This window comes from Bifidobacterium myosotis (assembly GCF_002259745.1).
GTDB classification, from domain to species: domain Bacteria; phylum Actinomycetota; class Actinomycetes; order Actinomycetales; family Bifidobacteriaceae; genus Bifidobacterium; species Bifidobacterium myosotis.
The window spans coordinates 1-23,799 of the sequence record NZ_MWWW01000017.1 but is presented as its reverse complement, the minus strand read 5'-3'; the positions used below and the strand labels follow the sequence as shown (position 1 = coordinate 23,799).

Genomic DNA, 23,799 nt, shown 5'->3' with positions numbered 1-23,799 from the left:
GAGAATCCGGCGGCTGTCCGGGGCTGACTACTCCGCGGCTATACCAAGGAGAATGACATGGTTGATCGTCAGCAAGATCAATCCAAACAGTCCGCGATTGCAACGAATGAGGTCGCGGAATCAGAGGAAGTGCGCGCGCAGCAGGCGTTGTTGGGGGACGCCGATCCAAGCCTGACCAGTGCCGAAGACGTGGCCAAGGCCCTGAATGTGGACCCTGCGCGCGGTCTGAGCGAGGATGAGGCCAAGCGCCGACTCGCCAAATTCGGTCCGAACGAGCTGGCCAGCGCGCCGCCCGTACCCAAATGGAAGAAGTTCCTGGCCCAGTTCCAGGACCCGCTGGTGTATCTGCTCATCGCGGCCACCGGCATCTCGCTGGTCGCGTGGTTCATCGAAAAGGCGAACGCGCAGCCCGGCGCGGAAGGCGGCGAGGCGCTGCCCTTCGACGCCATCGTGATCATCCTGATTCTTATCGTCAACGCCGTGCTCGGCTATATGCAGGAGGCCAAGGCGGAGGCCGCGGTCGAGGCGCTCGCGCAGATGACCGCCCCGCAGACCTCCGTGCTGCGTGACGGCAAGGTCCAGCGCATCAACACCACGGACGTGGTCCCCGGCGACATCATCGTGCTGGCCGAGGGCGATTCGGTCTCCGCGGACGGACGACTGGTCAATGCGGCCAGCCTGCGCATCGCCGAGGCCTCGCTCACCGGCGAGTCCGTGCCGGTCGGCAAGAAGCCGGACACGCTCGAAGCGGCCAAGGCCCTCGGCGACCGGGCCAACATGATCTTCAACGGCACGTCCGTGACCCAGGGCACCGGTCGCGCCATCGTCACCGGCACCGGCATGAACACGCAGGTCGGCAAGATCGCCGACATGCTGTCCGCCACCGAGGACGAGAAGACCCCGCTGCAGAAGGAGATGGACTACGTCTCCAAGATTCTCGGCATAGCCGTGTGCATCATCGCCGTCGTGGTGCTGGTCGCGCTCGCCGTGCTCGAGGGCTTCAACGACATCCACGACGTGATTGACTCACTGCTGCTCGCCGTCTCGCTCGCCGTGGCCGCCGTGCCCGAGGGCCTGGCCGCGATCCTGACCGTGGTGCTGGCGCTTGGCGTGCAGCGCATGGCCGCCCACAACGCCATCGTCAAGAAGCTGCACTCGGTGGAGACGCTCGGTTCCGCATCCGTGATCTGCTCGGACAAGACCGGTACCCTGACCCGCAACGAGATGACCGTCGAGCGTGTGGTGACCCCGTCCGGCGAAGTGCAGATCACCGGCACCGGATACGCGCCGGAAGGCCGTATGGTCATGACCGGCGGCGTCTCGCCCGAATCGGACGAGGCCCGCGTCATCGCCGACGAAGTCGTCGCAGCGCTCGCCGCCGGCGCGCTGGCGAACGACGGCGAACTGCGGCAGGAGAACGGCCGCTGGGAGATCGTGGGCGACCCCACCGAGGTCTCGCTCATTGTGGCCGCGCGCAAGGTCAAGGCCGATCGCAAGACCGAGCGGTTCACCCGCGTGGCCGAGATTCCGTTCACCTCCGAGCGCAAGCGCATGTCCATCATCGCCAAGGACGACACCGATTCCGGCAAGCTCACGGTCTTCGCCAAGGGTGCGCCGGACGTGCTCCTGAGCTACTGCTCCCGCATCCGCGTGGGCGGGCATGTGCGCAAGCTCACCGAAGGCGACCGCCAGTCGATTCTCGCCACCGTCGAGCGCCTCTCCTCTGAGGCCTACCGTACGCTTGGCGAGGCATGCCGCCCGTTGGAGACGAGCTCGCTGGCCGATGTGCCGGGCGTGACCGTCAACGCCGCAGGCCAGGTCGCGGACATCGCCGATCAGGCCGAGGCCATCGAAACCGATCTCATTTGGAACGGCATGGTCGGCATCATCGACCCGCCGCGCACCGAGGTCCGCGACTCCGTGGCGGAAGCCCACCGCGCCGGCATCCGCACGGTGATGATCACCGGCGACCACCCGCTCACCGCGGCTCGCATCGCCTCTGATCTGGGCATCATCGCCAAGGACGGCAAGGCGATGACCGGCGACCAGCTTGATCAGCTGGCGGACGAGGCGGCGCTCGACAAGGCCACCGCCGATGTCTCCGTGTACGCGCGCGTGGCGCCGGAGCACAAGCTCAAGATCGTCGAATCCCTGCAGCGGCAGGGCAACATCGTGGCCATGACCGGCGACGGCGTCAACGACGCCCCGGCCGTCAAGACCGCGGACATCGGTGTCGCCATGGGCATCACCGGCACCGAGGTGACCAAGCAGAGCGCCAAGATGATCCTGGCCGACGACAACTTCTCCACCATCGTGGCCGCCGTGCGCGAAGGCCGCGTGATCTTCGACAACATCCGCAAGTTCCTGCGCTACCTGCTGAGCTCCAACGTGGGTGAGGTGTTCACCGTGTTCTTCGGCGTGGTGCTCGCCGGATTCCTCGGCATCCGCCAGCCGGAAACCGTGGGCGTCACGGTGCCGCTGCTCGCCACCCAGCTGCTGTGGATCAACCTGCTGACCGACGCGGCCCCCGCGCTGGCGATGGGCGTGGACCCGCAGACCGATGATGTGATGGCCCGCCGCCCGCGCAAGGTGACCGACCGCGTGATCGACGCCTCGATGTGGGGCGACATCATCTACATCGGTGTGATCATGGCCATAGTCACCCTGATTGGTATGGACATGCATCTGGCCGGTGGCCTGTTCACCGACCGGTCGGTGGACGCGCTCGGCCACGAGGCCCAGATGGTCGAGGCCCGTACGATGGGCTTCACGATTCTGGTCTTCGCCCAGCTGTTCAACGCGCTGGCCTCGCGCTCCCACCTGCAGTCCGCATTCGTCGGCTTGTTCTCGAACAAGTGGCTGTGGGGCGCGATTGGCCTGTCCATCGTGCTGCAGCTCGTGGTGATTTACGTGCCGTTCCTGAATTCCGCGTTCGGCACCACGCCGTTGAGCGCCATGGCGTGGCTGGAATGTATCGGTTTGGCGGCATTTGTGCTTGTCGCTTCCGAGTTGCGCAAGATTGTGCTAAGAATAATGGATAAGCGCCAGTAACGCCTTATTCGTTTTCATTTCCTAGGGACAAACCCGGTGGCCCGGACCTTCAACTACGAAGGTCCGGGCCACCGGGTTTTGCGGGTTGTATGTTGGCGTTTCCCCCCGCCTGGCGTCCCATTCGTCCCATGATGTAGGGATCATCACACGGTGTAGGGATTGGCCCACCGTGTAGGGATTCTCCCACGGTGTAGGGTCCCAAAACGGCTTAATTCCGCGGATGGTAAAATTTTTCTCCCTACACCATGGGGATTTCCCTACACGGTGGGCCAATCCCTACACCGTGTGATGTGCACGCTGCGTTGTCGCACCGTGTGGTGTACACGGTGCGATGGGGTAGGCACGTCAGTTTTCGGCCGAATCGTCTTCGGTACCGTTGCCGCCGGTATCGGTCGAATTGTCGTTGCCGGTGTTGGTTCCGCTGTTGTTGTTGCCGTTACCGTTGCCAGTGGTGCCATTCTGGGTTTCGTTGCCGGTGTTCCCGTTGTTGGTGCCGGTGCTGCCGTTGGTGCCGGAATTGTTGGAGTTATTCGCGTTGGCCTGCTCCTGCTGCTGGGTCTGCATCGAGGCGTTCACGTCCGATTCAGCCTTCTGCAGCGCGGAGATGGCGTTGTTCACGTCCGATTCGGACGGCTTGGAGCGGCCCAGCACGTTGTTCGCGTCGGTGATGGCGGTCTGCAGGGCGGTGCGCGTGGATTCGTCCGCCACGGCACCGGCGGAGTTGTTCAGCGTGGTCTGGGCCTGCGAGATGGCGGAGCTCAGGCTGGACTTCAGCGATTCGGTATTGGCGGTGTCCTTCGAGGAGTTGATGGCCTTGATGGCGTCATTGATGGCGTCGGTCTTGTCGGTCGCGTCGTCGGACTGCGCCTGCATGTCCTTGGCCTGCGACTTGAGCTCCTCGGTGGTGGCCGAGGTCTCGCACTTGGCGGTGTCCGAGGGGTTGGCCGCCGCCGAAAGCGCCTGATTCAGGGTATTCAGCGTGCTGGCATCCGTCACCTGATCCGAGGCGGTCTGGGCGATGGCCTGACCATTGGCCACGGCGGCAGTGAGCTTGGCCTTGGCCGCGTCGTATTCCTTGGCGGCGACCTGGCATTCCACCAGCGCCGCGGCATGACTCACTTTCGAGCTGCTGGAACGCCAGAACAGCACACCTGCCACAATCAAGGCGATGACCACGATGGCGGCGATCACACCGCCGACGATTGCGCCGGTGTGCTTTTTCTTGCCGCCATCGCCCCGGCGCGAGCCGCGGCCGTCCGGGTTTTCGCCCTCCGGTTCATCCCCTTCCGGGTCCCCCGGAAGAATGGACGGGGGCAGCGTCGCGGGTTGTGCCGCCGGTGCCGCATCGGTCAGAGGCCGGAACACCTGAGTCGCCGCCTCGCTGGCCGCGGCCGGCGAGGTCTGGCCCATGGATGACTGGGCGGGATAGGCGGCCGGATAGGACGGCGCGGCCGACGCCGCCATCGGCACCGTCTGTGTCGGGTACTGCTGCGCCACCGGTGTGGCGGCGGGATAGGCCTGCGTGGCACCTTCGCCGGCGTATGGCATGGCCTGCGTGGCGCTGGTTCCTGTATAAGGCAAGGCTTGCGTCGCGCCGGTGCTGGCGCCCGACTGGAACACCTGCGTGGGTGCGCTGGACTGCGCTGCGGAGGGTTGTCCGTATGGAGAGGCTGATTGTGCGTTCTGGCCGTATGCCATCGTCGGCTGGGACGCGTCCGTTGCAGTCTGGGCCGGGTACTGCTGAGCTGCCGGCTCGGTGCCGATGGGGATGAATCGCTGGGTGGCCCTATCCCACACGTACTGCTGCTGGCCTGCCGCCGTCGCGCCGGAGGCGTTGCCGGTCAGGTTGCCGGAGGCGCGCTGCAACGGTTGCGTGGCTCCGGTCGGCTCTGTCGCACCGGCGAAAGAACCGGTCGACGGAGTGGCCGAAGCGGGGAAGCTGGCCGGCTGAATCGGAGCCGGCGCAGACTGCACCGGCTGCACGGTCGGCGCGGTCAGCGGGGGAACGGTCGGCTTGGAAGGCTTGTCGTGGTGCTGGAAATCGAAATCAAAACCGCCATCGATATTGGTCATGGCATCTCCTTGACGTATGCGGGCAGAAACGGAAGGGCCGGCATCACAGCCGGCCGGAAACGGGGGGAGCGGGGCGGAATGCGCGTGCGGCCTTCCGCCGTCAGTCGTCGATGTGGGCGCGGTAGAAGTTCACATAGGACCGGCTGGGCGTGGGGCCGCGCTGGCCCTGATAGTGCGAGCCGGTGCCCTGCGAGCCGTACGGATGCTCGGCGGGCGAGCTGAGCTGGAAGAAGCACATCTGACCGATTTTCATGCCGGGCCACAGCTTGACCGGCAACGTAGAGACGTTGGACAGCTCCAGCGTGATATGCCCCTCGAAGCCCGGGTCAATGAACCCGGCGGTGGAGTGGGTCAGAATGCCCAGACGGCCCAGCGAACTCTTGCCCTCCAGCCGGGCGGCGATGGTCGGATCGAGTTTGACGTATTCCCATGTCGAACCAAGCGCGAACTCACCGGGATGCAGAATCCACGGTTCGTCCGGGCCCACCTCGAACTGCTCGGTGAGCGCACCCTGATTCTCCGCCGGGTCCACGTAGGTGTAGGCGTGATTGTTGAACAGGCGGAAATATCGGTCCAGACGGACGTCGATGGAAGCGGGCTGCACCATCTCGGGGGTCCACGGTTCGAGCGAAATATGGCCGGCGGCCTGCGCGGCGAGGATATCGCGATCGGACAGCAGCATACAAACTCCTTGTTTTACGTACTGTTGCCCAGTCTAGCGTTTTGTGTGGAAACGGTATTCTTCGGCATTCTCAGGTTATTCCCAGAAAAACCCATCGTTAGACCCAGAAAGCGGTGGTTATATAAATGATGTCAGCAAGAAGCTGGCCAGGAGCCGCAGCAGTTCCCGACAATTGAACCCCTTTCTTCTTCTCTCTCCTTTCTCTCCCCGGCGGTCTCCCCGCCGGGGTTCTTTTTTGCTCCGGTGTTCCGCAAAGCCGGCGACTGCTGTGACGCACATCATGAGCCGTTCCGGGCGGCGCGGCCCGCCGACCCTTTACCATGGACAGGTATGAGCGACGATGCGAATGACGACCTGACCCCCGAGCAGTTCCTCGACATGTTCCCGGACCCATTTGGGGATTCCGGGGCTTCGGATGCGGACCATTCCGGCAAGGCTGCCGATGAGCTAATCGGCCGCGAATCCACTGAAGTGCCGGGACGGTTCGGCGAGCCGCTGGCCGTGGATCATGCGTTGGTCTCACGCGGCGGCTTGGGCCGGCACCCCACGCATCCTCTCTTCCTCTGCCTGCACGGATGGGGCTCCAACGAACAGGACATGGCGGATATCATGCGCCTTATCGCCCCCTACAACGATTTCGTCGCGTTGCGCGGTCCGATCACCCTTGCCGAACCGGCGCCGTCCACCGACGGACGTGCGAACGGCTCATCGGCGCCGGCGCCGGCGTCATCGGATGCGCGGACTGATGCCGGCACCGGAACGTACGGAATGTACGAAGATCGGCCGGACAGCCGTCCCGAACCGGGCAATTACGCGTGGCTCCACGCCGCGATGCCCGTGGGGGAGGATCTCGACTATGACGCCCATGCCGCCGCACTTGCCGTGGACCGATGGGTGGCCGACAACATCCCCGCCGACCGGGACGTCGTGCCGCTGGGCTTTTCACAAGGCGGACTGGTGGCGGTCCAGTTGCTCAGGATTCACCCCGAGCGCTACCGGGCGGTCGTGTCGCTGTCCGGCTTCAACGCGCCGGGACAGGTGCCGGGCACCGCGCCCGCGGACGACCGGCTTGCGGATTTCGATATCCCCGTGTTCTACACGTACGGCAAACTCGACGGCGTGATTCCCAAGTACGAACTGTTCGCCACGGCCGCATGGCTTGAGGAACATACGTGGCTCAAAACCAAGAGCTACCACGGGCTTGACCACAACGTCAGCCTTGAGGAATTCGCCGACCTGCGGCAGTGGCTGCTGGACAACGACATCACGTCGGGTGTGCTGTAGCCTGCGGGTTGTTCGCGGGCGGGCGTGCAACAGTCGGACGCTGCCACCCGTCCTCGCCGGGTCCGGTCCTAGACTGGGCGTCGTGAGCGAAGTGAGCATCGACGAGAACCATCTGGACGAATCCCCGCGCGGCATGGTCATCATGGCCGTCGTGGGCGTGGCGGTCGGCATCCTGTCCGGCCTGTTCGGCATCGGCGGCGGCACGATCATCGTGCCCGCCTTGGTCTGGCTCGGTCTGACGCAACGGCACGCGGCCGCCACTTCGATGATGGCCATCGTGCCGACCGCGGTCTCCGGCGTCGTCTCCTATGCCGTCGAAGGTGATGTGGACTGGATTGCGGCGGCGATTATTTTCGCCGGGATGTTCGTGGGCGGGCAGATCGGTTCATGGCTGCTGTCCAAACTGCCGGAACTGGTGCTGCGATGGGCGTTTGTGCTGTTTCTGGTGTTCGTGATCGTCAATCAGGCCATGTCGAATCCATCGCGTGATTCCACGATCCACATGCATGCGGGCACCATCGTCGGGCTTATCGTCTTCGGCGTGATCGCCGGCGTGCTGGCCGGTCTGCTGGGCATCGGCGGCGGGGCGATCTGCGTGCCGGCCCTGTCGATCATCTTCGGCGCGAGCGATCTGATCGCGCGCGGCACGTCGTTGCTGGCCATGTTCCCGAACGCGATCACCACATCCGTGGCGAACGCGCGACGCCGTATGGTGCATGTCAAGGCGGCGCTCATCATCGGCATTGTGGCTGCGGCGACGGCGCCTCTCGGCACATGGATGGCCTCCGCGGTCACACCGCGCACCGGCGCGATCCTGTTCACCGTCTACCTATGCGCGTTGCTGATCCGGTCCATCTGGGTCGCCATCAAAGCTACGCGCCGCTGAACGGAGGCTGTGCCGCGACGGTCATGCAGGTCAGATGCCGGAATCGGCATCGACTTGCCGAGCCGTGAAGTGGACAGTCCGGTGGACTGTCCATAGGCGAGGCCTGAACGAGACGGTAGTCGAGTGAGGGGTGGATTGAGTCTTCGCGTAGCGAAGTCCGTGATTGCTGATCGAGCCGTGAAGTGGACAGTCCAGTGGACTGTCCGTAGGCGAGGGGAGCGGCTGTGCCGCGACGGTCATGCAAGTCAGATGCCGGAATCGGCATCGACTTGCATGACATAGATGTTCCGTCGCAGCGAACGCATCTGCGCTCGATTGATGTCGCCGGCCTCGAACATATCCTGAATCACGCTGAGTTCGATGCCGTAGCTTTCCTTCTTGACCTCTTCGATCTGCGCGATGGCTGCCGCGCTGCCGCTCATATTCGGCCGGGCCTGCAGCGAGGCCTCGGCGCGTCGGTAGTCGAGCAGCAGCGCCGAGCAGTGCTCCGTGTTGTACGTATCAAGGCCCATCTCATCCACCAGACGGTCGATCACATGGTGAATCGCCTCCACCTGAATCTCGCGTGTGCGGGCGAAGATTTGGTCCTCGCTCACCAAAGGCGTGGTGCGCCGGATCTTGGAGATCGTACGTTTGGCGAGATTATTCAACCGGCGCTGCAGCATGCGCCCACGTCCGCGGATCTGGGAGACAGCGTGTCCGGCCGTCGGATCGGTCGCCGTGTGCCGCAGCGTGTTCATGATCTGGTCGAGCATGCGCTCGCAGGCCTCGACGTTCAGCTCCTGCGTGGCCTCGTCCGCATCGGGATGCGCCTTGATGTCGGCGAGACGGTCGCGCACGAATTCCTTCTCCCAATGCAGGGCCTCGATCTGCAGTTGCTCGAGACCATGCGGGTCGGATTCTCCGATGCGCTGCTTCAGACGGCTGATGCGCTTGGTGTACAGATCGATCACCACCAGCACCGCGCGACGGTTCTCCGGTGTGATGCGACCGGTCAGTTCCTCCACGGTGGCGCGCAGCACGTCGATGGTGATCGGCACCATCGCGGCAGCCGGGTCCTTGCCGCGGTTCGGCGCAAGCAGCGGCAGCAGGAAGTTGGCCAACAGCAGCGTCAGCACGATAACGCCCGAGGCGATGAAAAGCAGCTCGTCGCGCATCGGGAACGGCACGCCGCTGGCCAGATAGTAGGGGATGGTGAACATCAGGGACAGGGTGATGGTGCCTTTGGGGCCGCCGAAGGTCATCACCGCGGCCGACCGCCAGCGTTCCGGAGTCATTTTGCGGCGTTGCCCAGTATTGATGTCGCGCGCGATGCGCAGCATGGCCGCCACCCATACGAAGCGCAGCGCAATCACCACACCGGTGACCAGCAGAATGACCCCGATAAGCATGTTGTTGCTGATGAAGGGGTCCGACCAGCTGGCCTGCATGGCCCACGGCAGCTGCATGCCGAGCAGGATGAACACCGCGCCGTTGAGCGAGAAGCTCAGCACGCCCCACACCGAGGCGGACACGATGTTCGTGCGCGCCACGTTCGGCCCCACGCCCGTGCGGTCGAAGCGTGTGAACAGGCCGGCCGCCACCACCGCCAGAATGCCGGACACATGGAATTCCTCGGCGCCCAGATACAGCAGGAACGGCAGGAACAGTTCCATGAGGATGCGTGTGGTGGTGGTCTCCCAACCCAGCGACCGCACGGTTTCGAACACCCAGTTGGCCAGTGTGCCCACAATCAGGCCGAATATCGTGCCGCCGATGAACGAGACGACGAACTCGCCGGCCGCCTCGCCCACGGCGAACGTGCCGGTGAATGCGGCAGCCAGCGCGAACTGGAAGCCCACGATGCCGGAGGCGTCGTTGAACAGCGACTCGCCTTTGAGCAGGCTGCGCTGACGTTGCGTCAGGGACGCCTCACGTCCGAGCGAGCTCACGGCGACGGCGTCGGTGGGCCCCAGCGCCGCGCCCAGCGCCAGAGCCGCCGCCAGGGTTATGGACGGCCATACGGCATGCAGGATGAATCCCACCGCAACCATGGTGACGATGGCCAGACCGATCGCCAACGACAGGCTGAGCTTCAGGGTTTTCAGCAACGCCGATTTGTCGATCTCATGCGCTTCGAGATACAGCAGCGGCGCGATGAAGAGCACCATGAACAGTTCCGGGTCAAGGCTTGTGTCCGGGAAGAACGGCAGATACGTCACGATCACGCCGAGCACGATCTGGACCAGTGGGGTGGAGACCTTGGGGATGAAACGACTCAGGAACGAACTCAATACCACCGCAGCGATGATGCACACAATGAGTTCGAATACCGCCATGATCCCACCTTCTCCCCGTGTCGTGAAAAGTATAGGAAAACAGCCGGAACTTACGGGTAGCCTTACGGCGGCTCGCGTCCGGGCACGGGGCCGACAGGACCACGACACGGTCCGCTACTACCTGACCGGTGGTCCGGGCGCGGGGCCGCCGACGACGACTCGCGGATTCGCCGTAGACTCGGAGGTGTGAATCAAGATTATGAGGCGGCGATGCGCGAGGCCCTGGCGCTGGCCCGACAGGCCGCGCTCGCCGGCGACGTGCCGGTCGGCGCTCTGGTGCTGGACCCGGACGGGCGCATTATCGGTCGCGGCTTCAACACGCGGGAGACCGGGGGAGACCCGCTGGCCCATGCCGAGATCATCGCGATGCGCGAGGCGGCCGACGCCCGTCGCCGCGGCCTGCTGGCGGACGGTCTCCACCGGGTCGGCTCCGGCTTACGCGCGGCGCAATCGGCGCTCGATGATTCGGCTCCTGATGATTCGGTACTGGATTGGCGCGCAATGGGCGGCACGCTGCCGTCGGATATGGGCGGAATCGCCACGGCGGCCGTCGATTCCTCGACTTCAGCGTCAACGTCGGATTCGGTTCCGGCCTCCCCGGCCCGTGCGTGGAACCTCGCCGATTGCACGCTGGTGGTCACGCTCGAACCGTGCCCGATGTGCGCCGGCGCCTGCATCCAGACGCATGTGGGCCGCATCGTGTTCGGCGCATGGGATGCGAAACTCGGCGCCTGCGGCTCGGTGTGGGACATCCCTCGCGATCCGCATGTGGGCCATGCGCCTGAAGTGTACGGCGGTGTGCTGGAATCGGCGTGCCAGTCCATCCTCACGGATTTCTTCGCAACCCGTCGTTGAGCCGTGTCCGGTTTGCCCGGACTGGGTGCCGGCCCCATGATGGCGTTGTCGTTCAGCTGCCGAAGCGGGACATTTTCTTACCCGGTCCCGCCAACACGCGGCGACGAGTCAACATATTCCGTTTTTCCTACCATCGGAATCAGGAAAACCGTCGTCAAGATCACGTAAGAGTCACAGTCAAAGGAGACAGGAACCATCATGGCCGAGAACGAAACCCTCACTTTCACCGGAGTCGCCGCGGACGGCACGCCGCTGACCGCCGTGTATCTGGCCCAAACAGCAGCCGACGCCGCGCTCGGCCTGATCTTCGCCGGCGACGAACTTCCACGTATCGTCCATTGGGGACGCCCCCTCGCCGACCCGAAGACGCTGCTCGCCGCCTACGATGCCCTGAAGCCCCAGCGCGTCTCCGGCGCCCTCGATGAGACCGCATGGCCCAGCGTCCTGCCCACCCAGGCGGAGAGCTGGATCGGCGAGCCTCGCGTGGTGTTGCGTCGCGACGGCATCGAACTGTTCCCCAAATTCACCGTGACCGATGTGCAGGCCGAGGGCGTCGTGGCCGCTTCGCTGGACGCCGCCACCGCCGACCAGTACACGGATGTAGCCGGTCATGCCCGCACCACCGGCCCGGTCCGCGTGCCCGGCGTGTCCGTCACCGCGCGGGACGAGGAACAGGGCCTCGGCATCGAATGGCGACTGGAGCTGCTGCCCGGTGGTCTGGCCCGGCAGAAGGCCATCGTCACCAACCTGTTCGGCGGCGATCAGCCGGCGCTCGAGGTCGGCAAGATCGAACTCGGATTCCCCGTGCCCGAAATCGCCGGCGAAATCCTCACCACCACCGGACATCATCTGCGCGAACGCAGCCCGCAGCGTCAGCCCCTGACCGTCGGCCGTTTCGAGAAGCCGCAGCTCGCCGGGCGTCCGGACTTCGACGCCAGCCTGCTGCTCACCGCCGGTGTGCCCGGCTTCGGGTTCGAACACGGCGAGGCGTACTCGGTGCATGTGGGCTGGAGCGGCAACTCCGTGCTGTCCGCCGAACGTCTGCCGTACACGCAGGGTGTCATCGGCGGCGGCGAACTGCTGCTCGGCGGCGAAGTGACGCTTGCGGCGCAGGGCGAGGGCGAGAGCTCCTACGAAACCCCGTGGCTGTTCGGTTCCTTCGGCGACGGACTCAACGAAATCGCCGCGCGCTTCCACGCCTACGTCCGCTCCCGCCACCCGCGCCTGTTCGCGAAGGGACGCCCGGTGATTCTCAACACCTGGGAGGCCGTGTACTTCCAGCACGATTTCGATACGCTCAAGGCGCTCGCCGACAAGGCCGCCGCGTCCGGCGTGGAACGGTTCGTGGTGGATGACGGCTGGTTCGGCTCCCGTCGCGACGACACGTCCGGTCTGGGTGATTGGCAGATCGCGCAGGAGGTCTGGCCCGATGGGCCGAAGTCGCTCAAGGCGCTCGCCGACTACGTGCACGGCAAGGACATGCAGTTCGGCCTGTGGTTCGAGCCGGAGATGGTCAATCCCGATTCCGATGTCGCCCGTGAGCATCCCGACTGGATTCTGGCCCCCACCGCCGGCCGTCTGCCGATGCAGGGCCGCAGCCAGCAGGTGCTGGACCTCACGAATCCCGAAGCGTTCGAGTACATCTTCAATGCCATGGACGCTCTGGTGGGCGAGCTCGGCATCGACTACATCAAGTGGGATCACAACAAGCTCGTCACCGAAGCCGCATCCCGTCGTTCCGGACGTCCGGCCGTGCATGCGCAGACCTTGGCGGTCTACGAGATCTTCAAGGGACTCAAGACCGGCCATCCCGGTCTCGAGATCGAAAGCTGCTCCTCCGGCGGCGGCCGCGTGGACCTCGGCATCCTGGAATATGCCGACCGCATCTGGGCCTCCGATTGTGTGGACCCGGTCGAGCGCGCGGACATTCAGCGCTACACGTCGCTGCTCGTGCCCCCGGCCATGATGGGCGAGCACGTCGGCGCCAGCCCGGCGCACTCCACGCAGCGAGCCACCAGCCAGGAGCTGCGCATGGCCATGGCGTTCTTCGGTCATATGGGCATCGAATGGAACCTGCTGAAGGAGCCTGAGGATGCGCTCGCCAAGCTGGCCGTGTGGGTGGCTGAGTTCAAGAAGCACCGCGACTGGTTCGCCATCGACACCTGCGTGCATGCCGACGCCAACGATCCGGCCGTGCGACTCGACGGCATGGTGATGCCCAGTCGTGACGCCGCGATCTACCGCTTCACCCAGCTCGTCACGGGTCAGACCTATCCGGCCGCGCCCGTGCGGCTGCCGGGTCTCGACCCTGACCGCACCTATCGTGTGAGCCCGCTCGACCCCAGCCTTGACCTGACCGGTCTGGCTAACGGTCAGAGCCCGCTCGGCTGGTGGAACGAGGACGGTGTGGTCATGACCGGCGAGGCTCTGGACCGTTACGGCATCCGCCCGCCGTCCCTCCACCCCCAGCAGGCCGTCCTTCTGAAGGCAGTCGCTGAATAGGCCGCTGGGCTCCCCTCAGTCCGCCCTAGCCCCGCGCCAGTCCAGCCGCTCTAACTACCCGATGTGCTTCACGATCACACGGCTCGCGGCGGCCTTGGCCCACAGCTGCCAGTCGTGGTTCATAATGGTGAACTTCACCGGCTGGGCTTGGCTGTGCCGATAGAAGCGGATGCCGTCGCGCAGCGAATCGGTGCCCAGCTTGGCCAGGAACGCCGATTCTCCGGCGATCATCACATGCCCGGGCATCGCGATGTTCGCCACGGTGGAAACCAGTGCGCCCAGCCGGAAACAGGTGCGATTCACCAGCTGCGTGGCCTGCGGCACGCGGGAGCGGGCGTCACGCGCGAAATCCTCGAACGTCACCGGACGGCCCACAATCGCGGAGTACTGTTCCGCGATGGAATCGTCGGTCAGGCACTGCGAGCAGCCGATATGGCCGCTGGTGCAGCGCGGCCCTTCCGGATCGACCAGCACATGCCCCACCAGCCCGTAACTTTTGTCCGGATAGGTCACCGGCTCGCCATGCACCGCCAGCGAATAGCCCACGCCCACGCCGATGGTGACCACGGCGAACATGTCCAGTCCCACGCCGGGGCCGAACCAGGAGGCGTCCACCAGCAACGAGTCGATATCGTTGAACACGCCGCACGGCAGCCCGGTGGCCTGCCCGACCATCGCCCCCAAGTCGACCGCGCTCTCCCAGTGCAGGAAGGGGGCGAACGTCACCGTCGAATCGTCGACCACATGGCCGCCGACCGCCACGCCAACGGCAGTGGGGGAGGGCAGTCCGGCAGCCATCACGTCGTTTGCGCACGCGGACACGAGCCGGGCGATCGCCTCGGTCACATATTCCGGTGACTGGTCCTCGCCGATGGGCGCCTCGTGACGCCCGGAGACCACCTCGCCATGCGCGTTCACCGCCGCGGACACGATGGACGTGCCATGCACCTTGACGCCCACGAATGTGCGTGCGTTCGCGCACAGGATGAGCGCCGTCTGCGGCCTGCCACGTCGGTCGGAGCTCTCCTTGGGCGTGAATCGCTCCGGCAGCTTACCGGAGGCGCCGGAGACGGCAGGCATTTCCTCGATCACGCCCGCGTAGATGAGATCGCTGGTGATCCGGGACAACGCCCCCTGACTCAGCCCCAGCATCTGGGCCAGTGTAGTGCGTGCGATCGGCCCGTACTGGGCCACGGCCGCGGCCACCCGATGCGTATGCTCCGATCCGGAAAACCACTGCGGAATCGCATTGGAATCAGCCATCACGCCCCTTTGCGAAAGTATTAATTGCGTTAATCACAAAATACCGCGTTTTTAATTGCCAGCGCAAGCAGGCTCGCTGGCACTGGGAATGAAATGGACGAAACGGTACCTTGGACACCGTGGAAAGAACCTACCGGCATAGGGGCCGGAGGTTGGAAGGAAAGATAAAGGAGTCACATATGCTGTCAGATTCCACCAACTCGACCAGACTGAAGCGTCTGGGCATGCGCGTAGCCGCAACGGCGTGCGCGCTCGCCGTGGGGCTTGGTCTGGCCGGCTGCGGTTCCAGCACCGCCGGCACCGTCACGCTGGACTTCTTCCAGTTCAAATCCGAGGCCGCCGATACCTTCAAGGGCATCATTCAGGACTTCGAGAAGCAGAACCCGACCATCAAGGTCAATATCAACAACTCCGCCAACGCCCAGACCGACCTGCGCACCCGTTTCGTGAAGAACCGCGTGCCGGACGTCATCACCTTCAACGGCGACATCAGCTTCGGCATGTTCGCCGCATCCGGCGTGTTCTACGACTTCACCAACGAGGACATCGTCAACGAGCTCAATCCGGGCATGGTCCAGATCGCCAAGAACCTGGTCCAGACCACCGATCCGGCCAAGAAGCGTCTGTACGGACTGCCGTTTGCCGGCAACGCCTCCGGATACATCTACAACAAGGACCTGTTCAAGCAGGTCGGCCTCGACCCGGAGAACCCACCCGCCACTTGGACCGAGTTCACGGACATGCTCAACACGTTCAAGGACGCCGGCATCAATCCGATTCAAGGCACCGTGGCGGACGCGTGGACCACGCAGGCCCCGCTCGCCTCGCTCGCCGGCACGCTCGTGCCCGAAACCAAGTACACCGAGCTGAAGCAGGGCAAGACCACATTCCAGGAGCTGTGGAAGACCACGGTCGAGAAGGAGGCCGAGCTCTTCACCTACTCCACCGCCGACACTGGCGTCACCTACCAGCAGGGCACGCAGAGCTTCGCCCAGGGCAAGGCCGCGATCATCCCGCTCGGTACCTACGCCATCCCGCAGATCCTGCTCATTAACAAGGACATCAACCTCGGCTTCGCGCAGATGCCGGCCTCCGATGACGCCGACGAGCAGATCCTCACCGCCGGCGATGACGTGATGCTCACCATCGGCGCCAACACCAAGCACAAGGACGAGGCGATGAAGCTCGTCGAGTTCATGATGCAGAAGGAACAGCTCGACGCCTACGCCGATGCCCAGTCCGCCATCACCCCGCTCAAGGACACGTACTTCGGCAACGAAGCGCTGGAGACCGTGCGCCCATTCTTCAAGGAAAACCGTCTGGCCGACTTCTGCGACCACTACATCCCCTCGTCCATCAACATCGGCGGCTATCTGCAGACCATGGTGACCTCCGGGAACACCGACCGTTTCCTGAGCCAGATGCAGACCGAATGGGACAAGGTCCAGGCCAGGACCTTCGAGTGACGAGCAGGAGAGGAGAACAATAATGTCCAACGCAACCATCGGTCAGCCCGCATCGCACAAGGCCGCCAAGCCGGCCAAGAGGAAGGTGGCCACCTTCTCCAAGCGCAAGGTCGATCCCGCCTACTACTGGATGGCGGTCCCGGCGGCGATCATCTTCGCCTTCTTCCTGTACCTGCCGTTCCTCGACGGTGTGAAGTACTCCTTCACCAACTCCCAGGGCTACGGCGACTACAAGTTCATCGGCTTCAATAACTACATCGCCCTGTTCCAGGACAACCGTGTGGGCCACGCCTACCTGTTCACGCTGCTTATCGCCATCGCCATTACTGTGCTCATCAACGTGATCGCCCTGTTCCTGTCGGTGCTGCTGAACTCGAAGATCGCCTTCAAGAACGGCTTCCGCGCCATCTTCTTCGTGCCCTACACCCTGTCCGTGCTGGTCATCGGCTACGTGTTCAAGTACATCTTCATGAACCCGCTGCCCGAGCTTGGCAAAGCGCTCGGCATCGAATGGCTGTCCACGTCGCTGCTGACCAACGAGCAGCTGAGCTGGATTCCGATCGTCTTCCTCGCCGTGTGGCAGGGCGTGGCCTACTCCGTGCTCATCTACCTCGCCGGCCTGCAGACCATCGACGACGAGATCTACGAGGCCGCCGCCATCGACGGCGTCAACGCATGGCAGAAGTTCTGGAAGATCACCTTCCCGCTCATCGGACCGTTCTTCACCATCAACCTCGTGCTGTCCATGAAGAACGCGCTCGGCACGTTCGATCAGGTCGTGGCCTTGACCGAAGGCGGTCCGAACTCCGCCACCGAGACGGTCACCTACCTCATTTGGAAGGGCGGCCTGACCGGCGGCGAATACGCCTACCAGACCGCGAACGCCGTGCTCTTCTTCATCGTGCTGGCGGTTATCGCCTTCATTCAGCTGCGCATCTCCCGCAGCCAGGAACAGATCTGATTTCGGGGAGAGGAAAGACCAATGACTACCGCAACTCTCGCTTCGCCGTCCAAGTCCGGCGCTTCCGCCAAGGCCGCGCCCGTCAAGTACCGCAAGGACCGCAACATCAACTGGTGGCTGACCGCCGCCGTGGCCGTGCTGTCGTTGACGATTCTGGTGCCGCTCTACTTCACCATCGTCACTGCGCTGAAAACCCCGGCCGAGGCCGGTACGTTCGCCCTGCCCGCCAGTTGGGAATGGCATAACTTCGCCGATGCCTCCGCCAAGGTCAACTACCCGAAGGCCGCACTCAACTCGGCGATCATCACGGTCGTGGCCGTGGTGCTCACCCTGCTGACCAACACCTTCGTGGCCTACGCGGTGGCCCGCAACATGGACAAGCGGTTCTTCCGCTTCCTGTACTACTTCTTCATCGCCGCCATGTTCGTGCCGTTCCCGGTGGTCATGCTGCCGATCGCCAAGCAGATGGGCTCGCTGCATCTGGACAACCAGTTCGGTCTGATCATCCTGTACACCGTGCTCGGTCTGGGCACCAACCTGTTCATCGCCACCGGTTTCATCCGCTCGATTCCGGTATCGCTGGAGGAGGCGGCACGCATCGACGGCGCGTCCACATGGCGCATCTTCTGGACCATCATCTTCCCGCTGATGAGCCCGATCAACGCCACTATCGCCATCCTGACCGCGCTGTGGGCTTGGAACGACTTCCTCCTGCCGTTGATCGTGCTCACGGACCAGACGAACCAGACCATCCCGCTGGCCCAGTACGTGTTCAGTTCGCAGTTCGCCACCAACTACCCGATGGCCTTCTCCAGCTACCTCATGGCCATGGCCCCGATCCTCATCGTCTACATCTTCGCCCAAAAGTGGGTCGTCGGTGGTGTGATGAGGGGCGCTGTGAAGTAGTGCAGCGCTCGGCGCTGCACTACTTCACAGCGCCGAGCGAGACGAGTCGATTAAGGCAACAGCCCAGTGGGCTGTTGCCCGACTCGGGCGGTCGATAGACCGCGAACTCGCGAGGTGACATTGAGCCTCGCCATAGGCGAGTCCGTAATTGCAGGACGCCGTCAAATAAACAGTCCGATGGCCTGTTTGAAGGCTCCCCTCAGCGCAATGCCTCCGTACCAGTACCCCGTAATTACTTTCCGCCACGCCCGCTGAACAGCCCGATGGGAATAAAACCATCGGGCTGTTTCAATATTCGTATATCCAAACCAAGCAACAACGACGTTTGCAACGTTTGCAACGAAAGGAACCTATGATGACGGCATTCAATCGTCCGCTGCTTCCCGATTCCATCCGCACCAACGGCGCGACCCCGAACCCGTGGTGGTCGAACGCGGTGGTCTACCAGATCTACCCGCGCTCCTTCCAGGACACCAACGGCGACGGTTTCGGCGACCTCAAGGGCATCACCAGCCGCCTGGACTACCTCGCCGACCTGGGCGTGGACGTGCTGTGGCTCTCCCCGGTCTACAAGTCCCCGCAGGACGACAACGGCTACGACATCTCCGACTACTGGGACATCGACCCCCTGTTCGGCACGCTGGAGGACATGGACGAGCTGCTCGCCGAGGCCCACAAGCGCGGCCTGAAGATTGTGATGGACCTGGTCGTCAACCACACCTCCGACGAGCACGCCTGGTTCGAGGCGTCCAAGAGCAAGGACGACCCGCACGCTGACTGGTACTGGTGGCGTCCTGCCCGTCCGGGCCACGAGCCGGGCACGCCGGGCGCGGAGCCGAACCAGTGGGGTTCCTACTTCGGCGGCTCGGCGTGGGAGTACTGCCCCGAGCGCGGCGAGTACTACCTCCACCAGTTCTCGAAGAAGCAGCCGGATCTCAACTGGGAGAACCCGGATGTACGCCGCGCGGTGTACGACATGATGAACTGGTGGCTCGACCGCGGCGTTGACGGCTTCCGCATGGACGTCATCACGCTGATTTCCAAGCGCACCGATGCCAATGGCAAGCTGCCCGGCGAGGCCGGTAGTGAACTCGAGGATTTGCCTGTGGGCGAGGAGGGGTACTCCAACCCGAATCCGTTCTGCGCGGACGGCCCGCGTCAGGACGAATTCCTCGCCGAAATGCGTCGTGAGGTGTTCGAGGGGCGCGAGGGCTTCCTCACGGTGGGTGAGGCCCCTGGCATCACTCCTGCGCGCGACGAGCACATCACCGATCCGGCCAACGGCGAACTCGACATGCTGTTCCTCTTCGAGCACGTCGATTTCGATTGCGAAGGCGTCAAGTGGAAGCCGCTGCCGCTGGACCTGCCGAAGCTCAAGTCCATCATGGCCGGCTATCAGACCGCCGTGGCAGATGCGGGCTGGGCGAGCCTGTTCACCGGAAACCATGATCAGCCGCGTGTGGTCTCCCGCTGGGGAGACGACTCCAACGAGGAGAACCGTGTGCGTTCGGCCAAGGCTCTGGGCCTCATGCTGCACATGCACCGCGGCACCCCATACGTCTATCAGGGCGAGGAGCTCGGCATGACCGATGCGCACTTCACCCGTCTCGACCAGTACCGCGACCTGGAATCGCTCAACGCCTATCGTCAGCGCGTCGAAGAGGCCAAGGTGCAGACCCCCGAGTCGATGATGGCCGGTCTGGCCGCGCGCGGCCGCGACAATTCGCGTACGCCGATGCAGTGGGACGGCTCCGCCTACGCCGGCTTCACCGCGCCGGATGCCGAGACCGAGCCTTGGATTTCGGTGAACCCAAATCATGCCGAGATCAATGCGGCCGGCGAATTCGACGACCCGGATTCGGTGTACTCGTTCTACAAGCGTCTTATCGCACTTCGACACGAGCGTCCTGTGATCGCCGCCGGCGCGTGGCAGCTGCTGGATGCGGATGACGAGCATGTCTACGCCTTCACCCGCTCGCTGGGCCGCGAACGGCTGCTGGTGGTCGTCAACATGTCCGGCCGTACCGTCGATCTGCCCCGCGAATCCGCCGCTGTGATCGCTTCCGGGGTCGCCGAGCCGGATGTGGTCATCACCAATTACGACGCCTCGCACACGGTGGTGTCTCTGGCCAATCGCGAGCTCGACCCGTGGGAGGCCGCTGTCATCCAGCTGTAAGCGGCGAACGCGGACGGGCTCCCCTCCAGTCGACAGCATATGCAGCTTCCGTGAGCCGGCGATTCCCCTATCTCGCTTGCAAGGGGTACATTTCCGCTTTTCCGGACAGCTATCTGCGTTGCAAGGGGTACCTTATCTGCGAAAACCCGAGTATGAACGGCTTAATGGCAACGTTTCTACTCGGGTTTTCCGTGTCGAGGTACCCCTTGCAACGCAGATAGCTGTCCGCTACCGCAAAGATGTACCCCTCGTAAGCGAGATACCCGCGCTTTGCGGCCAGTCACGGTCTTACAATGCTCACTATGGAACAAAAGGATGTTTTGAAGGCGCTGCAACGCGATCATGCAGCGGAACTGAAGCTCGCCGCCAAGCGTCTCAAGGGCACGGCCCGTCACACGGAGATCATTCCCTCTCCGGTCCTGAGCGAGATGACCGGCCATGAGATTCTGCTCAAGCCTGAGAATCTGCAGGTCACCGGATCGTTCAAGATTCGCGGTGCCTACAACAAGATCGCATCCTTGTCCGAGGAGCAGTTGGCCCGTGGCATCGTCACCGCATCCGCCGGCAACCACGCGCAGGGTGTGGCCTATGCGGCGCGGGAGCGTGGCGCCAAAGCCACCATCTGCATGCCGACCATCACTCCTCCGCTCAAGGTGGATGCCACCAAGGCCTACGGTGCCGATGTGGTGCTGTACGGCGATGTGTTCGACGAAGCGGCCGCCCATGCCGCCGAACTCGCCGAAACCCAGGGCATGATCTATGTGCCGCCGTTCGATGATTATGAGGTCATCTGCGGTCAAGGCACCATCGGCCTTGAGATTTTGGAGGATGTGCCGAACGTCACCGATGTGGTGGTGCCGCTGGGCGGTGGCGGCCTCGGTGCCGGCGTTGCTCTGGCCATCAAGACCTTCAAGCCGGAAGTCCGCGTGATCGGCGCGATTCCGGAAGGCTCTCCGGCATGGAAGGACTCGCTGACCTCCGGTCATGTCTCCCCGGCCGATCAGGTGGTCACGTCCGCGGAAGGCGTCGCCGTCAAGCATCCGGGCGACCTGCCGTTCGCACTGCTCAACGAGTTCCTGGACGATCTCGTGACCGTTTCCGAGCGCGACATCAACGAGATGATCCTGCTCATGCTCGAAAAGCACAAGTTGGTGGTCGAGGCCGCTGGAGCCGTGTCCTTGGCGGCGCTGGAGCACCTGAACCTGCGCTCGCGCAAGTTCGCCGCGGCCGGAGGCCCGCATGTGGTGGTGCCGATCATGTCCGGCGGCAACATCGACACCGTGACCATGGGCGCGGTCATCCAGAAGGGCATGATCGCCCGTGGCCGCATCATGAACTTTGAGGTCGAGTTGCCGGATATCCCGGGCCAGCTGGTCAAGGTGGCCACGTTGCTGGCCGAGCAGCGGGCCAACGTCATTCAGCTTGACCATGACCAGTTCAAGGCGTCCGGCCATTACACCAATGCGGTGTCGTTGGGTGTCACGGTGGAGACCAACGGCCCCGACCATATCGACCGCATTCTTGCGGCCTTGCGTGAGGCCGGATTCCAGCCCAAGCGCATCTACTGATTTGCGCTTTTTGCGTAGAGAACACTGACGTAACTATTCGCTGGAACTGAGAAGGGGCGCCCTAATCCTGTTCGCGACCGTAGGCTTGGCTGCTGAGCCGTGAAATGGAAAGCCCAAGGGTTTTCCATAGGCGAGGTGAGCGGCTTGCTGCGAAGACCGGCGCAAGCCGATGCCTTGAGTATGTCGCGAACAGGATTATGGCTCCCCTTCGGCCGTTGCCCCAAGCAGTTGTGTCAGCTGTTCTCCGCGATAGTCTCGTCCACGAGCTTGGGCAGCGCCACGGCGATGTCCTCATGGATGAGGCGTGTGGCCAACCGGTCGTATTGCGTACGTCCCATGTTCATGATGGTGATCGGCACTCCGGCCTGCGCGGCCACCGGCACGATGCTCGCCGCCGGGAACACCTCAAGCGTCGAGCCGATGACCCACAGCTCGTCCGCCTTGGTGGCGCGTTCGTAGGACTTCTCCATTGCACCGTCCGGCAATGCTTCGCCGAAATACACCACATCCGTCTTGATGATGCCGTTGCATGGCATGTCGCCGCGGTACTTGAGCTTGCGATGGCAATGCGGGTCCGGCTCCTCATCCAGTCGCGCCATGATGTCGGCGGTGTCGTATTCCTGATGGCATTTCATGCAATGCGATGTGCCGATGGTGCCATGCAGATTGACGATGAGATCCGGGCTGTTGCCGGCCTTTTCATGCAACGCATCGAAATTCTGCGTGGCCAGCAGCGTGAGCATGCCGGCCTTCTCCAGCTTGACGAGTGCCTTGTGTGCGGCGCCCGGCTGCGCATTCCATACGGGAGATTCCTTCTGCCAGCGCCAGGAGTATTCGCGATCCTCCTTATTGGTCAGGAACAGGTCGATGTCATAGACGCTCATCTGGTCGGGGTGTTTAGTCCACACACCGTCCGGGCCGCGGAAGTCGGGGATGCCGGCGGACGTGGAGATGCCGGCGCCGGTCAATATAGCGATTTTCTTCGTCATGACTACAGGTATACCCGCTTTCGGTGAACGACATTTGGCGTGATGATGATGTGCTGAGGTTCTTCCTCGTTCGCGACACGCCCGCCGTATAGCGGATTCGCTGCTGTTCGGAACTCTTCTGAAGCGTATTGTGGTGATTAGCAAGGCGGAAATGCGAAAAATGCGCCTTGTGCGACACGCCGAGGGAGGCGCGCTATTATGCCGTTTCCTTGGGTTTTTGCGCGCTCTGGTTTGCGTGGATGCGTGTTTGGGTGTAGGTTATTCATCTGTTGCCGCTGAGCGGTTCGGGTTTCTTCCTTGTGTTTGGTTGGGGCTTGGGTTGCTTGTGTGGTGGTGGTTTGAGAACTCAAGAGCGTGTTTGTACTACTTCTTTATAGTCAATGATTGCCAGTCCATTGCCTGCCTGCTGGTTTTCTGGTGGGTGCCTGAGAGATGGTTGAATGGTGATGGGGTTTTGTGTGAGAGGTCCTTTTTCCTTATAAAGGATTTTTCTCGTCTTTTTTGTTTTGAGAGTCTGTTTTTCGGGCTTTCTTCATGAAGGTTTTTTTGTGGAGGGTTCGATTCTGGCTCAGGATGAACGCTGGCGGCGTGCTTAACACATGCAAGTCGAACGGGATCCCTGGTTTCGGCCGGGGTGAGAGTGGCGAACGGGTGAGTAATGCGTGACCGACCTGCCCTGTACTGCGGAATAGCTCCTGGAAACGGGTGGTAATGCCGCATGCTCCGCACTGCTGCATGGTGGTGCGGGAAAGGTTTTTCCGGTATGGGATGGGGTCGCGTCCTATCAGGTAGTCGGCGGGGTGATGGCCCACCGAGCCT

14 protein-coding genes, 1 rRNA gene and 2 pseudogenes are annotated in these 23,799 nt (G+C 63.4%); 12 read left to right on the top strand and 5 right to left on the bottom strand.

Going from position 1 to position 23,799, the window contains the following annotated elements:
- Window positions 1-57: 57 nt before the first annotated feature.
- On the top strand, window positions 58-3,051 hold the full coding sequence (locus BMYO_RS08225; RefSeq protein WP_094668013.1) for a cation-translocating P-type ATPase: 2,994 nt from the start codon (window positions 58-60) through the stop codon (window positions 3,049-3,051).
- A 345-nt stretch (window positions 3,052-3,396) separates the two neighbouring features.
- Here BMYO_RS08225 and BMYO_RS08220 read toward each other — a convergent pair whose 3' ends face one another.
- Window positions 3,397-5,124, bottom strand: a complete 1,728-nt coding sequence (locus BMYO_RS08220; RefSeq protein ID WP_094668012.1) for an FIVAR domain-containing protein — start codon at window positions 5,122-5,124, stop codon at window positions 3,397-3,399.
- Between the two features lie 100 nt (window positions 5,125-5,224).
- On the bottom strand, window positions 5,225-5,806 hold the full coding sequence (gene dcd, locus BMYO_RS08215) for a dCTP deaminase (RefSeq protein WP_094668011.1): 582 nt from the start codon (window positions 5,804-5,806) through the stop codon (window positions 5,225-5,227).
- 378 nt (window positions 5,807-6,184) lie between these two features.
- On the opposite strand from dcd, the gene BMYO_RS08210 reads away from it, so the two are divergent.
- Window positions 6,185-7,090: an alpha/beta hydrolase gene (locus BMYO_RS08210; protein WP_094668027.1), complete on the top strand. Its 906-nt coding sequence runs from the start codon at window positions 6,185-6,187 to the stop codon at window positions 7,088-7,090.
- Between the two features lie 82 nt (window positions 7,091-7,172).
- The gene (locus BMYO_RS08205) at window positions 7,173-7,976 is read left to right on the top strand and encodes a sulfite exporter TauE/SafE family protein (RefSeq protein WP_094668010.1); all 804 of its coding nucleotides are present in this window, start codon (window positions 7,173-7,175) and stop codon (window positions 7,974-7,976) included.
- 245 nt (window positions 7,977-8,221) lie between these two features.
- Here the strand turns inward: BMYO_RS08205 and BMYO_RS08200 are convergent, their stop codons facing one another.
- Window positions 8,222-10,294, bottom strand: a complete 2,073-nt coding sequence (locus tag BMYO_RS08200; RefSeq protein ID WP_094668009.1) for a Na+/H+ antiporter — start codon at window positions 10,292-10,294, stop codon at window positions 8,222-8,224.
- Window positions 10,295-10,480: 186 nt separating this feature from the next.
- Between BMYO_RS08200 and BMYO_RS12455 the strand changes: the two are divergent.
- The 3 genes and pseudogenes from BMYO_RS12455 to BMYO_RS08190 all read left to right on the top strand — a co-directional run.
- Window positions 10,481-10,675 (top strand): annotated as a pseudogene (locus BMYO_RS12455) (deaminase); the annotation flags it as partial.
- Window positions 10,676-10,900: 225 nt separating this feature from the next.
- Window positions 10,901-11,149 (top strand): annotated as a pseudogene (locus BMYO_RS12450) (nucleoside deaminase); the annotation flags it as partial.
- Between the two features lie 198 nt (window positions 11,150-11,347).
- Complete coding sequence (locus BMYO_RS08190) at window positions 11,348-13,651, top strand: alpha-galactosidase (RefSeq protein ID WP_094668007.1); 2,304 nt, start codon at window positions 11,348-11,350, stop codon at window positions 13,649-13,651.
- A gap of 54 nt (window positions 13,652-13,705) precedes the next feature.
- On the opposite strand, the gene BMYO_RS08185 is transcribed toward BMYO_RS08190, so the two are convergent.
- The gene (locus tag BMYO_RS08185) at window positions 13,706-14,914 is read right to left on the bottom strand and encodes an ROK family protein (protein ID WP_094668006.1); all 1,209 of its coding nucleotides are present in this window, start codon (window positions 14,912-14,914) and stop codon (window positions 13,706-13,708) included.
- 179 nt (window positions 14,915-15,093) lie between these two features.
- Between BMYO_RS08185 and BMYO_RS08180 the strand changes: the two genes are divergently transcribed.
- The 5 genes from BMYO_RS08180 to ilvA all read left to right on the top strand — a co-directional run bounded on the left by BMYO_RS08180 (window position 15,094) and on the right by ilvA (window position 21,991).
- Window positions 15,094-16,380 carry an ABC transporter substrate-binding protein gene (locus BMYO_RS08180; RefSeq protein WP_094668005.1) on the top strand — a complete coding sequence of 429 codons (1,287 nt, stop codon included), beginning with the start codon at window positions 15,094-15,096 and terminating at the stop codon, window positions 16,378-16,380.
- Window positions 16,381-16,402: 22 nt separating this feature from the next.
- Complete coding sequence (locus BMYO_RS08175; protein ID WP_094668004.1) at window positions 16,403-17,341, top strand: carbohydrate ABC transporter permease; 939 nt, start codon at window positions 16,403-16,405, stop codon at window positions 17,339-17,341.
- A 21-nt stretch (window positions 17,342-17,362) separates the two neighbouring features.
- Window positions 17,363-18,247: a carbohydrate ABC transporter permease gene (locus tag BMYO_RS08170; protein WP_094668003.1), complete on the top strand. Its 885-nt coding sequence runs from the start codon at window positions 17,363-17,365 to the stop codon at window positions 18,245-18,247.
- Between the two features lie 355 nt (window positions 18,248-18,602).
- Complete coding sequence (locus BMYO_RS08165; RefSeq protein ID WP_094668002.1) at window positions 18,603-20,423, top strand: glycoside hydrolase family 13 protein; 1,821 nt, start codon at window positions 18,603-18,605, stop codon at window positions 20,421-20,423.
- A gap of 302 nt (window positions 20,424-20,725) precedes the next feature.
- Window positions 20,726-21,991 (top strand): threonine ammonia-lyase, encoded by a 1,266-nt coding sequence (gene ilvA, locus BMYO_RS08160; protein ID WP_094668001.1) that lies wholly within the window; start codon window positions 20,726-20,728, stop codon window positions 21,989-21,991.
- A 233-nt stretch (window positions 21,992-22,224) separates the two neighbouring features.
- Here ilvA and BMYO_RS08155 read toward each other — a convergent pair whose 3' ends face one another.
- Window positions 22,225-22,980 carry a Sir2 family NAD-dependent protein deacetylase gene (locus tag BMYO_RS08155; RefSeq protein ID WP_094668000.1) on the bottom strand — a complete coding sequence of 252 codons (756 nt, stop codon included), beginning with the start codon at window positions 22,978-22,980 and terminating at the stop codon, window positions 22,225-22,227.
- Between the two features lie 545 nt (window positions 22,981-23,525).
- On the opposite strand from BMYO_RS08155, the gene BMYO_RS08145 reads away from it, so the two are divergent.
- A 16S ribosomal RNA gene (locus BMYO_RS08145) occupies window positions 23,526-23,799 on the top strand; the annotation flags it as partial.